Source organism: Frateuria sp. YIM B11624, from assembly GCF_049727805.1.
GTDB lineage: Bacteria > Pseudomonadota > Gammaproteobacteria > Xanthomonadales > Rhodanobacteraceae > Frateuria_A.
This window is the reverse complement of sequence record NZ_JBCNYA010000012.1, coordinates 25,719-40,990: the sequence shown is the minus strand read 5'-3', so window position 1 is coordinate 40,990 and position 15,272 is coordinate 25,719. Positions and strand designations below refer to the sequence as shown.

Below are 15,272 nucleotides of genomic sequence, written 5' to 3'. Positions count from 1 at the left end.
GCTCCCTCTCCTCTGCGGGGAGAGGGCTGGGGTGAGGGGACAAGGCTGGCGGGGAAGCCAGGCGTGGCAGGGGTTCGCGGGGGGAAGACGCCACCACGCCATAGATTCCGGCGAGCCCCGACCCCTCACCCCAACCCTCTCCCCCATCCTTGGAAAAAGAAAAAGGGAGAGGGAGCTGGAAGGTCTACGGCGCGGGCGCGCGCGTTGCCTCGGTGAACACCACCTGCCAGCGCCCGTCGCGCTCGGCCCAGATGTCGGCGAAGCGCAGCCGCACCTTGTACGGCTTGCCCTCGCTGGTGCCCTCGAGCGTCGCCACGCCGCCGAGGACCGCGCCGCCCGGCCAGTGGCGCACCACTTCGTCCTCCACCGTGAACGGCTTCATCGACGTGCCGGGCGCGGTGTAGTCGTGGATGAAGGCGGCCTTGTCCTCGACCAGGCCACGGCTGTTGAACAGCACGTAGTCGTCGGCGAGCAGGCGTCCGAGCGCCGCACCGTCGCCCTGCATCTGCGCACGGTCGAACTCCGCCACGGCCTTGGCGAGCGCCGGCGGCAGCATCGGATGCGGCGCGGTGGCGCGGGCATCGCGGGCGTAAAACGCGACGACGAGGGCGAGCAGGGCAGTGGCGGTCTTCATGGCGTCCTCCGGCAGGTCGTGCCCGGCGGGGCACCGGGTGCCGGACACGCTAGCGGCCAGGGAATGGCGTCGCTATCAAATGCCTGCTCATGCACGCCAGGCCGCCGGCCCGCAGCCGTGCGCGCGCCGCCCCAGGCGTGAGCCCCACGTGGCGACGGAAAGTGGCGCCGAAATGGCTGTGGTGGCTGAAACCCAGCTCGCAGGCCAGCGCAGCCAGGTCGTCCGCGCCGTCGGCGAGGCGCTCGAGCGCCAGCGCCAGGCGCAGCCGCGTGCGGCAGTCGGCCAGGCACAGGCCGAAGGCGCGGCGGAACACGCGCGTCAGGTGGAACGGCGAACAGCCGACGCGTGCGGCCAACGCCGCGAGGCCGGCATCGTCGGCCGGATCGGCGAGCAGGGCTTCGCGCGCGCGCCACGCCAGCCGCCGCGCGGCCGGCGAGAGCGGTGTGGTCGGCGCCGGGTCGTGCCGCACGACGTCCTGGCACAGCAGGGACGCGGCTTCCTCCGCCGCCAGCCGATCGGCCTCGCGGCGTTGCAGCGCGGCATGCAGGACGCAGTGGCGGAACTGCTCCGCGGCGCCGACCACGCGCGTGGCATCGCGCTCCTCGCGCAGGCGCCGGCCGAACAGTTCCTCCTCGTGCTCGGGCATCAGCTCGAAGCAGGTGCAGGCATCGCCACCCTCGAACGGATGCGAGATGCGATAGCTGTCGCCGGCGCGGTAGAGCAGCGCGGTGGCCGGGTCGCCCACGTGCACCGCGCCGCGCAGGTGGTAGCCGAAACCGCCGCGGCGCAGCAGCACCAGGTGCGTGCGCTCGTCGCCGCGCTCGCAGCCGCAGCCGCCGCGCGGGTGGCGGCAGTCGATGCCGCTGATCCGTAGCAGCGGACTGTCGAACAGCACCGTGACATGCGCCAGGCTCATCGGTTCCTCGCGGCGGGCGGGGCCGCCAGCGTGTCAGAACGCCATGTCGAACGCCACCTCGCCCTGTACGCCGACCTGGTAGGCCGACACGCGCCGTTCGAAGAAGTTGGTCAGTTCCTGCACGTCCTGCAGGTCCATGAAGTCGAACGGGTTGGCGGCGCCGTATTTCTTCGGGAGGTCGAGCTGGGCCAGGCGCTGGTCGGCGCAGTACTCCAGGTACTGGCGCATGTCCTTCACCGACAGCCCGGCCACGCCGCCGGAGAGCACGTCCTGCGCGAACTGCGTCTCGCAGGCGATCGCCTCCTCCAGCATCTGTTCGACCTGCATGCGCAGTTCGTCATCGAACAGCTCCGGCTCCTCCGCGCGCACGGTGCGCACCACCTCGAAGGCGAACGCCATGTGTCCGCTCTCGTCGCGGAATACCCAGTTAGTGCCCGAGGCCAGCCCATGCAGCAGGCCGCGCGAGCGCAGGTAGTAGACGTAGGCGAAGGCGGCATAGAAGAACAGGCCCTCGATGCAGGCGGCGAAGCAGATCAGGTTGAGCAGGAACTGCCGCCGCTGCTCGCGCGTCTCCACGCGGCGCAGGTGCTGGATCGAGTCGATCCACTTGAAGCAGAACGCGCCCTTGGCGCGGATCGAGGGAATCGCCTCGATCGCCGCGAAGGCCTTGTGCCGCTCGGCCGGGTCGGGGATGTAGGTGTCCAGCAGGGTCAGGTAGAACTGCACGTGCAGCGCCTCTTCGTAGAGCTGCCGCGAGAGGTACATGCGTGCTTCGGGTGCATTGACGTGCTGGTAGAGGTTGAGCACCAGGTTGTTGGCCACGATGGTGTCGCCAGTGGCGAAGAAGGCCACCAGGCGCTGGATCAGGTGGCGCTCGGCGGGGTTCATCTTGTTATTCAGATCGTTGAGGTCGGGCGCGAAATCGACCTCGTCCACCGTCCAGGTGTTGCGGATGGCGGCGCGGTACATCTCGTAGAAGGGCGAGTAGCGCATCGGACGCAGGGTGAGCGCATAGCCGGGGTCGAGCAGTTGGCTGGTCATGGGATGCCTTGGTGTGCGACCGCCCGGAAGGCGGCGAGACTGCATGGGTATCATTCCCGCGAAAGCCGGAAGGACGCCGAGGAAGGACGTGGGCTTTACCGCCTCACGCCACCGTCAGAGCTTGCGCGCGTACGCCTCGTGCACGAACCGGCTGACGTAGGTCGCCAGGCCTTCGCCCGCCTGCGCCAGGGTCTGCATGTTGCGTACGTGTTCGGTACCGGTGGCCGCGTCGGTGTACTCGTAGGTCTCGCCGCCGACGAAGCGGATGCGGATCCAGCCGTCGCCGAACTCGTAGGCACTGACGCCGGAATGGCCGTCCAGGTTGCGGTAGCGGTGCATGCGCGGGCCCGGTTCATTGGCAGGCCTCGCAATACTCGGGATTCTCCAGTGAACAGAACACCGCTGCGCTCGCCTGGCTCTGGTCCGGCACGGCGGCGACGGTCGTCTTGGCGATCTTGGTCGCCGGGCGCGAGCGCAGGTAGTAGGTGGTCTTGATGCCCGCCTTCCAGGCGTACATGTACATCGAGGAAAGCTGCCCGATGTTCGGGTTCTCCATGAAGAGATTCAGCGACTGGCTCTGGTCGATGTAGGCCCCGCGCGCGGCGGCGAGGTCGATCAGCGCCTTCTGCGGCAGCTCCCACACGGTGCGGTAGACCTGGCGCAGGCGTTCGGGAATCGCGCCGATGTTCTGGATGGAACCTTCCGCCAGCTTGATCGCGTCGCGCACGTCGGCCGTCCACAGGCCCAGCGTCTTCAGTTCCTCGACCAGGTAGCGGTTGACCACCAGGAAGTCGCCCGAGAGCGTCTCGCGCTTGAACAGGTTGGACACCTGCGGTTCGATGCATTCGTAACAGCCGGCGATCGAGGCGATCGTCGCCGTCGGGGCGATGGCGATCAGCAGCGAGTTGCGCAGGCCGCCGGTCCTGATGCGCTCGCGCAAGGCATGCCAGCGCGCCTCGTCGTGCGGCGCGGCCTGCGGCCAGTAGTCGAACTGCAGCTCGCCGCGTGCCGCGCGCGTCTGCGCAAAGCCCGGGTGCGCGCCCGCCTGAGCGGCCAGTTCGCAGGACTGCTCCAGCGCGTGGAAGTAGATCTCCTCGGCGATGCGCGTGGACAGGGCGAGCGCCTCGGCCGAGTCGAACGCCAGCCGCAACTGGAAGAACACGTCCTGCAGGCCCATCACGCCCAGCCCCACCGGGCGCCACTTGCGGTTCGCCGCGCGCGCCGTGGCGATCGGGTAGAAGTTGAGGTCGATCACCCGGTCGAGCTGGCGCACCGCCGTGCGCACGGTGGCCGCGAGCTTGGCGAAGTCGAAGGCGCCGTCCGTGACGTGCCGTGCCAGGTTGATCGAACCCAGGTTGCACACCGCCGTCTCGTCGGCGGAGGTGACTTCCAGGATCTCCGTGCACAGGTTGGAGAGATGGATCACGTTGCCCGGTTCGGCCGTCTGGTTGCCGGTGGCGTTGCAGCGGTCCTTGAAGGTCATCCAGCCGTTGCCGGTCTGCGCCAGCGTGCGCAGCATGCGCGCGTAGAGCTCGCGCGCCTTGATCGTCTTCGCCGCCAGGCCGGCCGCCTCCGCCTCGCGGTAGGCCTGCTCGAAAGCCACGCCCCACAGGTCGACCAGTTGCGGCACGCTCTTGGGATCGAACAGCGACCAGTCGCCGTCGGCCTCGACGCGGCGCATGAACTCGTCGGGGATCCAGTTGGCCAGGTTGAGGTTGTGCGTGCGCCGCGCCTCGTCGCCGGTGTTGTCGCGCAGCTCGAGGAACTCCTCGATATCCGCATGCCACGGCTCGACGTACACGCAGGCCGCACCCTTGCGCTTGCCGCCCTGGTTCACCGCGGCCACCGAGGCGTCGAGCGTCTTCAGCCACGGCACCAGCCCGTTGGAATGGCCGTTGGTGCCGCGGATCAGCGAACCGCGCGAGCGCACGCGGGTGAAGGACAGACCGATGCCTCCGGCGAACTTGGACAGCTTCGCCACGTCGGCATACTTCTCGTAGATCGCCTCCAGTGCGTCGGCCGGCGAATCGAGCAGGAAGCAGGAGGACAACTGCTCGTGCGCGGTGCCGGCGTTGAACAGCGTCGGCGAGCTGGCGATGTATTCCAGCGCCGAGAGCAGCCGGTAGAGCTCCAGCGTCTCGCCGACCTCGCCGCCGCCCAGCGCGCAGGCGATGCGCATGAAGAAATGCTGCGGCGTCTCGATCACCTTGCGCGCCTGCGGATGGCGCAGCAGGTAGCGGTCGTACACCGTGCGCAGGCCGAAGTATTCGAAGCGGCGCGTGGCCAGTGGATCGATCGCGTCATTGAGCTTGCGCGCGTGCGCGGCGACGAAATCGCGCAGCCGCGCGTTGAGCAGGCCGAGTTCGGCGCCGCGCGCGATCGACTGCGAGAAGCTCTGGATCTCCTGCCCGCGCACTTCCTTGTCGATGAACGCGCCGAGCAGGCGCGCGGCGAGCTGACCGTATTCGGGCTCCTCGGCGGTGAGCGCGGCGGCGGTGCGGATCGAGAGCTGGTCCAGCTCGGCGGTGGTGGCGCCGTCGTACAGGCCGCCGATGGTCTTCAGCGCCACGCGCAGCGGGTCGACCGCGTGCAGGCCGTCGGCGTTGCGCGTCACCGCGCGCACGATCTTGTTGACGTCGACGCTTTCGGTGGCGCCATTACGCTTGGTCACGCGCATCTGCGCGGGACTGTGCGGCGGGGTCAGGGCGAAGCCGTCGTCGGCCTGCGATGCGGCGCTGCCTTCGCGGGCAGGGGTGTCGAGGGTGTCCATGCGGAATCTCCGGAAGGGAAGCCGCCGCGCCGATACGGAGGAGAAGCGCACCGACGCGACGGTTCCGAAAACATCAAACGCCTGCTCCCGCGCGCAGGGCCTGAGGGTCGCTTGTCACGGAAGACGCGCATCACGCGGAGGCAGGACCGCCCGCATGCAACGCGCCTCCCCGCGGAAGCGGTCACCCGCGCCGGGCCGCGTCAGGGTCGGACGGGCGCGTCTCAGCGGACGCGACCGCCGGCCCCAGGGGTCCGGCGTGCCGGCAGGTCTTCGGACTTCGCGGACACGGGCCTTGCGGCCCACCTAGTTCCCGCCGCTTCCCAGGCGCAGAGGCCCAGTGCTGGTGACGGGTTTCGTTTCCGCTTACCGCTGCGGGGCAGTTCCGGATTCACACCGGATTCCCTTTTAAGCCCGACCGACAGTCGCGTCTGGACGGGCACCGACGAGGCACAACATATCGGGCTTGACGGTAACGGTCAACCCAATATCTGGTGTGGTTGGCGTCGCCCGGGACCGGATGCGGCGGTCCGCCTCAGGCGGCGTCGGTGCGCAGGCAATGCTGTTCGTAGGCCGGGTACAGCCGCACTTCCTCGCGCGTCCAGCGGCGGTCGAGCAGACCCAGCAGACGCCCGTAGTGGCGCGCGAAGGCCAGGTCGCCGCCGCCGTGCTGCCAGCTGTCGAAGAACGCCAGGATGTCGCCGGAGAGCCGGCGCATCTCGTCGGCGTAGCTTTGCGCCAGCGCCTGCGTGCCGGCGTTGCGGTGCAGTGCCGGATACAGCTCGGCATCCTCCTGGCGCAGGTGTTCCACGATCAGCGCGCGCGCCTGGCGCAGCCGCTCGCGGCCAGCCTCCTTGCCGATGCCGAACTGGCGGACGTCGTCGAGCACCTGGCGCATCTGCGCATGCTGGCCGCGCAAGGTATCCGTGAGCCGGGGCATACCAGGGATCTTTCGCAGGGACAGGACTGCAGTCTGGACGTCCGCCGCCGCGCCGGCACTGATCCAGGTCAGCGGCGATCGGGCGTCACATCCGCATCAAGGATGCGCGGCGCCGCGCTCACCCCGTTGCCACGGCGGGCTGTCTAAGGTCGCGGACGACACCCGCCCGGAGCGTTGCGCATGGCTACCCGAACCGATTCCACCCGCACGCCGCGCAAGCGCGGCGCCGTCGACAAGGCCCGCAAGGTGCAGGGCCGCACCGATGCGAAGGACGCGCGCAAATCGCAGGCCAAGGCCGCGGGCAAGAGCGCGGCGAAGAAACAGCCGGCACCGACCAGTCCGCGCGCCAAACCGCGGCCGCCGTTGCCCGAGCAGCACCTGCGCAAACCGGGCAAGGAAGCCAGGCTCGATCCGCGCCCGCAGTTCGAGGCGCCAGACTACCGCGGCAGCGGCAAGCTCGACGGCATGGCCGCGATCATCACCGGCGGGGATTCCGGCATCGGCCGCGCGGTGGCGGTGCTGTTCGCGCGCGAGGGCGCCGACGTGGCGGTGGTGTACCTGTCCGAGGACCAGGATGCGCGCGAGACCAAGCGCTACGTGGAAAAGGAGGGCCAGCGCTGCCTGCTGATCCGCGGCGACGTGCGCGACCCGGACTTCTGCGGGCAGGCGGTGCAGCAGACGGTCGACGAATTCGGCCGGCTCGACGTGCTGGTCAACAACGCCGCCTTTCAGGAACACGCCGATGCGCTGGAGGACATCACCGAGGAACACTTCGACCTCACCATGCGCACCAACATCTACGGCTACTTCCACATGGCCAAGGCCGCGCTGCCGCACCTGCACGAGGGCAGCGCGATCATCAACACCGGCTCGGAAACCGGCCTGTTCGGCAACGCGCACCTGCTCGACTACTCGGCGACCAAGGGTGCGATCCACGCCTTCACGATGTCGCTGGCGAGCAACCTGGTCAGCCGCGGCATCCGCGTCAACGCGGTGGCGCCCGGCCCGGTGTGGACGCCGCTCAACCCCGCCGACAAGCAGGCCAAGCAGGTGGCGAAGTTCGGCCAGCAGAACCCGCTGGGCCGTCCGGCGCAGCCGGAGGAGCTTTCGCCCGCCTACGTGTTCCTGGCCGCGCCGAGCTGCTCCAGCTACGTCAACGGCGCGATCCTGCCGGTGATGGGCGGCTCGACCGGGTGACGCCATGCACCTCACCGATCCGTGGTGGGTCTATGCGCTGCGCGGCGCGGGCGTCTACCTGGGCCTGCTGATCGTCCTGCGGCTGATCGGCAAGCGCGCGTTCGGCGACATGACCACCTTCGACATCGTGGTGCTGATGCTGGTCGGCAGCACGCTGCGCCTGGCGATCACCGGCGACGACAAGTCGCCGCTGTCGGCGGTGATCGGGGTGATACCGATTTTCCTGCTGGACAAGGCGATGGGTTGGTCCTGCGCGCGCTGGCCGTGGCTCGATCGCGTGGTCGAAGGCAAGGACAGCCTGCTGGCCCGCGGGGGCCGCCTCGTCGAGGGTGCGCTGCGCCGGCACGACATGTCCGAGGCGGCCTTCCGCCGCGCGCTGCGCGAGAAGGGATTGCGCGAGGTCGGCGACGCGGCCGAAGTGCGGCTGGAGGCCAATGGCAAGGTCAGCGTGTTGAAAATGCCGAAAAGCTAGTGCGACTTCCGTAGGGTGGGCTTCAGCCCATCACGTCTTGCCGCGGCCTGCGCTGGGCTGAAGCCCACCCCACGCGGCAAAGAAGGCAACCGTCAGCCGGCCTTATCGCAATGCGCATCGTAGGCGGGATAAAGCCGCCCCTCCTCGCGCCCGATGCGCTGGCGCAACACCGCCAGCAGTTGTTCCAGGCTGCGCGAAAAGGCCAGCGGATCGGCATGGCCGTCGTGGTAGGCGTCGAAGAACGCGACCAGCGCCGGCGTGAGCTGCTGCATCTCGTCGGCGTACTGGCGCGCCAGTTCGGCGGTGGCCGGGTGCGTGCGCAGGGCCGGGTAGAGCCGGCTGTCCTCGAGGCTGAGGTGCGCAAGCATCGCCTGCCGCGCCTTCTGCAGGCGCTCGCCGCCTTCGCGGCCGGCGGCACCGAGCCGTTGCAGTTCGTCGAGCAGGACGTACAACTGTGCGTGCTGGTCGCGCAGGATGTCGGTCAACCTCACGTGGCGTCCCCGCCCTCGGCGTGGTGCCAGTCGGCGGCGCGCTCGAGCCAGGGCGGTATCGCGGCCGCCGGCAACGGGCGCGAGACGTGGAAGCCCTGCACCTCGTCGCAGGCCATGCGGCGCACGGTCTCGTAGATGCGCCGGGTCTCCACGCCCTCGACCACCACGCGGAAGCCCAGGTCGTGCGCCAGCGCCGCGGTCGAGCGCACGATCGCCGCGTCGTGCCGGCTGGCGTCCATCGCACGCACGAACGACTGGTCGATCTTCAGGCAGGTCGCCGGCATCTGCCGCAGCGAGGCGAGGTTGCTGTAGCCGGTGCCGAAATCGTCGATGGCGATGCCGGCGCCCAGCTCGCGCACCGCATCGAGGTGGCGGCGGGTGGCGTCGTTGTGGGCCAGCAGCGTGGTTTCGGTGAACTCCAGCTCCAGCGCGTGCGGATCGACCGCATGGCGGGAGGACACCGCCTGCAGACGGGTGACCAGGTCGGCGTCGAAGTCGGCGTTGGAAATGTTGATCGACAGGCCGACGTCGTGGCCGGCGCGGCGCCAGGCGGCCAGTTGCGCCACGCCGTGGTCGAGCACCCAGCCGGTCAGCGAGCGCATCAGGCCGGCACGTTCGGCCAGCGGCACGAACTGGCTGGGCGGCACTTCGCCCAGGGTCGGGTGGCGCCAGCGGGCGAGCGCCTCCAGTGCCACGCATTTGCCGTCACTCAGGCTGACGCGCGGCTGGTAATGCAGGTAGAGCTCGGTGCGCTCGGTCAGCGCAGCCGCGAGTTCCGTGACCAGGAAGAACTCCTGCCGATGGCGCTCGTCCTGGCTGCGCTCGTACAGCGCCCAGCCGCGCGGGCTGCGCTGTGCGGCGTAGGAGGCGCTCATCACCTGCCGCAGCGGGTCGGCGCCGTCGAGCCGGCGCATGTCCAGTTCGAGCAGGCCGACGCCGGGCTGCAGGGTGAGCGGGATGTCCATGCAGAGCACCGGTGTGCGCAGGCGCGCGACCAGATCGTCGAGCTGGGCGGTATCCAGCGGCGCGTCGGCATCCGGCAGCACCGCGGCGAAACGCGTCACGCCGACCTGGTAGAGACGGGTGTCGGTCGGCATCCACTCGAGCACGCGCACGGCCACCGCGCGCATCAGCTCGTCGGCGTAGGCAAAACCCATCGCCCGCACGAAGGCATTGAAGCGCTCCACCGGCGCCACCTCGATGGCGATCAGCCATGCCCGCTGCGCGCCGTTCTGTCGGCGTGCGCGCAGGTCCTCGAAGAACGCGCTGCGATGCGGCAACTGGGTGACCGGGTCGGTGCGGCCCAGGTAGCCGCCCAGCACCACGCCGGCGCCGGCCAGCCGCGCGGCCTGCAGCAGCGCGTTGTGGCCGGCCTCGTCCAGGCCGGCGCGTGGGGCGTGGTCCATCACGCACAGCGCGCCGACGTGGCGGCCGCTGAGCGTGTAGACCGGCTCGCAGGCGAAGAAACGCAAGGCCGCCGGCGAAGGGCCAGTCAGCGGCGGGGTGTCGCGGTAGCGTGCATCGGCGGCGATGTCCGGCAGCACCTGGCCGGCGCCGCGGCGCGCCGCCTCCAGGTAGAGCGGATGCAGGACGGGGCTGCGATGCGTGTCGGGATCGCGGCTGTACCAATAGGCGCTGCCGTTGTTGAGCACCAGCGAGACCATCGCGACGTCGAGCGAGGCGGCCGCCAGTTGCGCAACCGCGTCGAAGCCCGGCACCGCGTAGCCGTCGACGGCAGGTGGCGCAACCGTGTCGCCGCCCGGGGCGGCTCCTCGCTGCATGGACGTCACCTCGGGATCGTGCTCCACGGTCGTCTGCATGGCGTCCTCCCCCACCGGCCTGGCGGGATTCGCGGTAACGCGTTGGCCAGAGTACTTCCGCCATATCGACGGCTGCAATGCGAAAAATGGACCCTCGGTGTCGCCGGGCTATACCGGGTTGCCATGGTTATTCCGGCCGATGCGGCAGTGCCAGGTACTGCTCGCTCTGCATCTCGATCAGGCGCGATTCGGTGCGGCTGAATTCGGCACGGTGGCGTTCACCGTCGTACAACTCGGTGATCGGCGCGGCGGCCGAAAGCACCAGCTTGACGTGGCGGTCGTAGAACTCGTCCACCAGCAGCACGAAGCGCCTGGCGGCGTCCTCGCTGTAGATGGAAAACTGCGGCACGTTGGAGACGATCACGGTGGGCACGCGGCGCGCGAGCGCGATGTAGTCGGCCACCGCGCGCGGTCCCTCGCACAGCGCCTCGAAGTCGAACCACAGCACGCCCGGGGCTTCGCGGCGCGCGGGTAGCGGGCGGCCGTTGATCTCCAGCGTGGCGTCTTCGTGCGCCTCGCCCTGTGCCTGGCTGGCGAAGATGCGCGCCAGCGCGCGCTCGGCCTCGGCGCCGGGCGGGGTCAGGTAGACCGGCGCCTGGGTCAGCGCGCGCAGGCGCCAGTCGTGCGGCGAGACCATTTCCACGACATCGCAATGCTTCTGGATCAGCGCGATGGCCGGCAGGAAGCGGGCGCGCTGCAGGCCGTCGCGGTAGAGGTTCGCCGGCGGCGTGTTGGAGGTGGTCACCAGCGCCACGCCGCGCCGGAACAGCGCGTCGAGCAGGTTGGCCAGGATCATCGCGTCGCCGATGTCGTTGACCAGGAACTCGTCCAGGCACAGCACGCGGCAGCGCCCGGCCAGGCCCTCGGCCACCGCCTCCAGCGGGTCGGCGCGCTCGCCCAGTTCGCGCAGGTGCGCGTGCACCTCGCCCATGAAGCGGTGGAAATGCCGGCGCAGCGCTACGCCGTGCGGCAGGCTGGCGGCGAACAGGTCCATCAGGAAGGTCTTGCCGCGGCCGACGCTACCCCACAGGTACAGGCCCGGCACCGGCGTGCGCTCGTCGTCGCCGAACAGCGATTTCAGCCGTCCGAACAGGCCGCCGTTGTCGGGCGCGGCGCACAGCGCCGCGTGCATGCGGTCGAATTCCGGCAGCACGGCCAGTTGCGCCGGGTCGGATTCCCAGCGGTGGGCGGCGACGCCTTCGTGGTAGCGGGCGGAAGGGAAAAGGTCGGTCATGTGGCTGAGGCGGCAGGGACGGGCGTGGTCGGCTCCTTCCTGCATCGCAGGGAGGATGGGGGACGACTCAGCCGTCGCGCCGCGGCGGCAGCCATGGCTGCACCGCGTGCTTGACCGCCCCGCGCAGGTCCATCAATCGGCGGTGGAAGAAGTGGCTGGTCTCGGGCATGCGCACCAGCTCGGGGGTCACCGGCAGGCTGTCGATCCAGTCGAACACCGCCTGTGGCTCGACCACCTCGTCCGCCTCGCCCTGCACGATCAGCCAGGGGCACTGCGGCGGCTCGACCGAGGTCAGCGCGAAGCGTCCGGCCGGCGGCGCGATGCTCACCAGCGCCGCCGCCTGCAGGCGCACCGCGTTGCGGATCGTCACGTAGCTGCCGAAGGAGAATCCCGCCAGCCACAACGCGTCGCCCGGGCGCACGCGGCGTACCCACGCGACTACCGCGGCCAGGTCCTCGCTCTCGCCGTCGCCTTCGTCGTAGCTGCCCTCGGAGGCGCCGGTGCCGCGGAAGTTGAAGCGCAGCGTGTCCAGCCCCGACTCGCGCAGGCTGCGCTCGACCATCGTCACCACCTTGTTGTGCATGGTGCCGCCCTGCACGGGGTTGGGATGGCAGATCACCGCCACGCCGCGGCGTGCCTCGCCGGGCTCGGCCGCGTTGCTGATCGCCTCGAGCTTGCCGGCGGGGCCGTCGAGCGCGAAGCTCGCCTCTTCCGTCGGAAAGCTCGCGGGGTTGTCGGGAACGGTGGTGGGCGTCATGCAGGCAATGATAACCGTCGCGGCCGTGCATCGGCCGGCGAGCCCGTCGCGGGAGCGCGCATGAACCACCTGGCCCACGTGCTGCTGGCCGGGGCCGACCCGGAGCGGCGCCTGGGCGGCGTGCTGGGGGACTTCGTGCGCGGAACGCCGGATCCGTCGCTGCCGTCGGGCGTGCGCGAAGGCATCGCGCTGCACCGGGCGATCGATGGCTACACCGACCGCCACCCCGACGTGCTCGCGGCGCGGACGCTGTTCGAGCCGCCGTACCGGCGCTATGCCGGCATCGCGCTCGACATGTGGTTCGACCATTGCCTGGCGCGCGATTTCGCGCGCTGGTCGAGGCAACCGCTGGAGGCCTTCTCGGTGGACCTGCGCGAGCTGCTGCGCCGGCACGATGCGTTGCTGCCGGCTGCCGCGCAGTGCTTCGCGCGCTACATGCAGGCCAATGACTTGCCGGCCGGCTATGCCGATCCGGCGGTGCTCGACCGTGCGCTGGCCGGCATCGGCCAGCGGCTGCGGCGGGACAATCCGCTGGACCGGATGCTGCCGGTGCTGCAGGCGCTGGACGCGCCGCTGCAGGAACGGTTCGAGGCGTTCTTTCCGCAGTTGCGGCGCTTCGCGGGTGCGTGGCGGCCGTAGGGTGGGCTTCAGCCTACTGCGGAAGGTTGCGGGCAAAGGGGGTGGTGGGCTGAAGCTCACCCTACGGGTGTCGCGTCGTTTTATGAAGGTATCGGCGAGTGTGGCCCCTCACCCCAACCCTCTCCCCGGAGGGGAGAGGGGGCTAACGAAAAACGCCGCCCGGTGGGCGGCGTTTTGGCGAAAGCTCGTTGGATCAGGCCAAGTTTACTTGGCCTGATCGACGATCCAGTGCACGGTGTTCTTGACCTGCTCGTCGGTGAGCGAGGGCATGCCGCCCTTCGGCGGCATGAAGTTGCCGTCCGGACCGTGGTAGCCCTCGATCGCGTGCTTGACCAGGGTGTCGATGCCCTGCGCGATGCGCGGCGCCCAGGCGGCCTTGTCGCCGAGCTTCGGCGCGCCGGCCACGCCAGCGGTGTGGCAGCTGTGGCACAGGCCTTCGTAGACCGTCTTGCCGTCGGTGCTGCCGCCGAAGGCAACCTGCGAGGCGGCGGCCTTGGCCGCGGCTTCCTGCGCCGCCATCATCGCCGCGCGACCGGTGTCGCCGGCATACACCGCGCCGGCCGGGGCCAGGCGCTCGGCGACCTTCTGTGCCGCGTGCGGATTGGTTTCCTTCGCCGAGCGGGCGTAGATGCTGTACGCCATGATCAGCAACACCAGCGCCAGTACGTGGAGACCGGCAATCAGCCAGCTGAACTGGCGGATGAAGCTCTGGTCCGATTTGGTCATGGTACCGCTCACGCAAGTAACTCCAGATGGTCGGTGGACGGGCCGGCAGCCTCGTGGAGGGCCGGCGCGGGCAGACAAGACGCCGGATTATAGATCAAAGCGGGCCCCAAGTTTCAGGCGTGCCGTCGCGCCGCGACGTCGCAGGCGACGGGCGGCGCGCCCTGCCATCGGTAACGTGTCATCGGTCATGGGGCACCCCTGTCAACTGGCATTGTCCAAGCCCGTTGCTGTAACCCTATGCTTTTCACAGGGTCGGCTTTGACTGCGCGCGGCGCGGACGAGGGGACCGACATCCATTCCGGGAGCTTTTGCAATGTCGCGTTTTTGGAAGATCGCGCTGGTCGTGGTGGTCGTGCTGGTGTTGGCCGTGGTGGGCCTGCGCCTGATGCACAAGCCGGGCGGCCCGCAGGCTGGGCAGGCCCAGCCCCAAGGCAAGGAAGGCGGGCAGCAACCGCCGGTGCCGGTCACCGTGGTGCCGGTCGCGCGCCAGGACGTGCCGGTCTACCTGACCGCGCTGGGCACGGTGCAGGCGCTCAACACGGTGGTGGTGAGCCCGCAGGTGAGCGGCACCCTGATCAGCCTCCAGTTCACCGAGGGCCAGCCGGTGAAGAAGGGCCAGGTGCTCGCGCAGATCGACCCGCGCACCTTCCAGGCCGCCTATGACCAAGCCGTCGCGCGCCTGCACCAGGACCAGGCGCAGCTGGCCACCGCCAAGGCCAACTATTCGCGCAGCCAGGAGCTGGGTCCGAAGGGCTACATCGCCAAGCAGGACCTGGATGCGCTGCGCAACACGGTCAGCCAGCTGCAGGCGACGATCGCCTCCGACCAGGCGCAGATCCGCGACGCGCAGGTGCAACTGGGCTACACCAAGGTGATCTCGCCGATCGACGGCCTGGCCGGCATCCGCGGCGTCGACCCGGGCAACGTGGTGACCACCTCCAGCAGCATCGTCACGCTGACCCAGCTGCACCCGATCAACGTGATGTTCACCCTGCCCGAGCAGAACCTGGACATGGTGCGCCAGGCGTCGATGGGCGGCGGCGAGCTGACCGTGGCGGCGCTCGACCGCGGCGATGCGCACGTGGTTGCCGGCGGCGGCGTGCTCAAGGTGATCGACAACCAGATCGACGCCAGCACCGGCACCTTCCGCCTGAAGTCGGAGTTCCCGAACGAGAAGAACGAGCTGTGGCCCGGCCAGTTCGTCAACGTGCGGCTGAAGGTGCGCACCGTCGGCGGCGGCCTGGTGATCCCGGCACAGGCGGTGCAGCGCGGCCCGGACGGCGACTACGTCTACCTGCTGCAGCAGGACAACACGGTCAAGATGCAGCCGGTGCAGGTCGCGCAGGAAGTGGGCGACAGCGCGGTGATGATCGCCAGCGGCCTGAGCGAGGGCCAGCGCGTGGTCACCGAGGGCCAGTTCCGGCTCAAGCCCGGCAGCAAGGTCAACCCGCTCAAGCCGGGCGAGGTGCCGCCGGCGCCGACCAAGGAAGAGCTGGAGAAGGCCAAGCAGGGCGGTGGCCGCGGTCGTCGCGGGCACTGATCGCTGCTGCTGCTCCCCCTGATGTACAGGGGGAGATCGGGAGGGGGCAGGCGGGCTCGCCCCGGCGCGTGGAACCTCTCCCCAGCTCTTCCCTGCAG

At 69.7% G+C, this 15,272-nt stretch carries 15 protein-coding genes and 1 riboswitch; of the genes, 4 read left to right on the top strand and 11 right to left on the bottom strand.

All coding sequences use genetic code 11. The features are described 5' to 3' along the window. Positions 1–184: 184 nt before the first annotated feature. From AAIL17_RS07895 to AAIL17_RS07870, 6 genes are all read right to left on the bottom strand, one after another. Positions 185–634: a nuclear transport factor 2 family protein gene (locus AAIL17_RS07895; RefSeq protein WP_424682280.1), complete on the bottom strand. Its 450-nt coding sequence runs from the start codon at positions 632–634 to the stop codon at positions 185–187. Between the two features lie 49 nt (positions 635–683). Further along, positions 684–1,550 carry a helix-turn-helix domain-containing protein gene (locus AAIL17_RS07890; protein ID WP_424682279.1) on the bottom strand — a complete coding sequence of 289 codons (867 nt, stop codon included), beginning with the start codon at positions 1,548–1,550 and terminating at the stop codon, positions 684–686. Between the two features lie 33 nt (positions 1,551–1,583). Beyond that, complete coding sequence (locus AAIL17_RS07885) at positions 1,584–2,591, bottom strand: ribonucleotide-diphosphate reductase subunit beta (RefSeq protein WP_424682278.1); 1,008 nt, start codon at positions 2,589–2,591, stop codon at positions 1,584–1,586. A 114-nt stretch (positions 2,592–2,705) separates the two neighbouring features. After that, positions 2,706–2,930 carry a hypothetical protein gene (locus tag AAIL17_RS07880; protein ID WP_424682277.1) on the bottom strand — a complete coding sequence of 75 codons (225 nt, stop codon included), beginning with the start codon at positions 2,928–2,930 and terminating at the stop codon, positions 2,706–2,708. Positions 2,931–2,943: 13 nt separating this feature from the next. Further along, positions 2,944–5,361: a ribonucleoside-diphosphate reductase subunit alpha gene (locus AAIL17_RS07875; protein ID WP_424682276.1), complete on the bottom strand. Its 2,418-nt coding sequence runs from the start codon at positions 5,359–5,361 to the stop codon at positions 2,944–2,946. Between the two features lie 244 nt (positions 5,362–5,605). Continuing rightward, positions 5,606–5,820, bottom strand: a riboswitch (cobalamin riboswitch). A gap of 73 nt (positions 5,821–5,893) precedes the next feature. After that, entirely contained in the window at positions 5,894–6,298 is a 405-nt protein-coding gene (locus AAIL17_RS07870; RefSeq protein WP_424682275.1) for a hemerythrin domain-containing protein, read from the bottom strand. Positions 6,299–6,478: 180 nt separating this feature from the next. Between AAIL17_RS07870 and AAIL17_RS07865 the strand changes: the two genes are divergently transcribed. Beyond that, positions 6,479–7,495 (top strand): SDR family oxidoreductase, encoded by a 1,017-nt coding sequence (locus AAIL17_RS07865; protein WP_424682274.1) that lies wholly within the window; start codon positions 6,479–6,481, stop codon positions 7,493–7,495. A gap of 4 nt (positions 7,496–7,499) precedes the next feature. Further along, the gene (locus tag AAIL17_RS07860; RefSeq protein ID WP_424682273.1) at positions 7,500–7,967 is read left to right on the top strand and encodes a DUF421 domain-containing protein; all 468 of its coding nucleotides are present in this window, start codon (positions 7,500–7,502) and stop codon (positions 7,965–7,967) included. Between the two features lie 92 nt (positions 7,968–8,059). Here AAIL17_RS07860 and AAIL17_RS07855 read toward each other — a convergent pair whose 3' ends face one another. The 4 genes from AAIL17_RS07855 to AAIL17_RS07840 form a co-directional block, all read right to left on the bottom strand. Beyond that, on the bottom strand, positions 8,060–8,458 hold the full coding sequence (locus AAIL17_RS07855; RefSeq protein ID WP_424682272.1) for a hemerythrin domain-containing protein: 399 nt from the start codon (positions 8,456–8,458) through the stop codon (positions 8,060–8,062). Then, a complete protein-coding gene (locus AAIL17_RS07850) occupies positions 8,455–10,278 on the bottom strand; it encodes a putative bifunctional diguanylate cyclase/phosphodiesterase (RefSeq protein ID WP_424682271.1) in 1,824 nt (607 codons plus the stop codon). The genes AAIL17_RS07855 and AAIL17_RS07850 overlap by 4 nt, the downstream gene beginning before the upstream one ends. Positions 10,279–10,405: 127 nt before the next feature. After that, on the bottom strand, positions 10,406–11,512 hold the full coding sequence (gene zapE / locus AAIL17_RS07845) for a cell division protein ZapE (protein WP_424682270.1): 1,107 nt from the start codon (positions 11,510–11,512) through the stop codon (positions 10,406–10,408). A 67-nt stretch (positions 11,513–11,579) separates the two neighbouring features. Next, the gene (locus AAIL17_RS07840) at positions 11,580–12,269 is read right to left on the bottom strand and encodes an alpha/beta hydrolase (protein WP_424682269.1); all 690 of its coding nucleotides are present in this window, start codon (positions 12,267–12,269) and stop codon (positions 11,580–11,582) included. A gap of 60 nt (positions 12,270–12,329) precedes the next feature. Here AAIL17_RS07840 and AAIL17_RS07835 point away from each other — a divergent pair, with 60 nt between their 5' ends. Next, the gene (locus tag AAIL17_RS07835; RefSeq protein ID WP_424682268.1) at positions 12,330–12,908 is read left to right on the top strand and encodes an ACP phosphodiesterase; all 579 of its coding nucleotides are present in this window, start codon (positions 12,330–12,332) and stop codon (positions 12,906–12,908) included. A 204-nt stretch (positions 12,909–13,112) separates the two neighbouring features. Here AAIL17_RS07835 and AAIL17_RS07830 read toward each other — a convergent pair whose 3' ends face one another. Further along, positions 13,113–13,634, bottom strand: a complete 522-nt coding sequence (locus AAIL17_RS07830; RefSeq protein WP_424682267.1) for a c-type cytochrome — start codon at positions 13,632–13,634, stop codon at positions 13,113–13,115. 313 nt (positions 13,635–13,947) lie between these two features. Here AAIL17_RS07830 and AAIL17_RS07825 point away from each other — a divergent pair, with 313 nt between their 5' ends. After that, a complete protein-coding gene (locus AAIL17_RS07825) occupies positions 13,948–15,174 on the top strand; it encodes an efflux RND transporter periplasmic adaptor subunit (RefSeq protein WP_424682266.1) in 1,227 nt (408 codons plus the stop codon). Positions 15,175–15,272 lie beyond the last annotated feature (98 nt).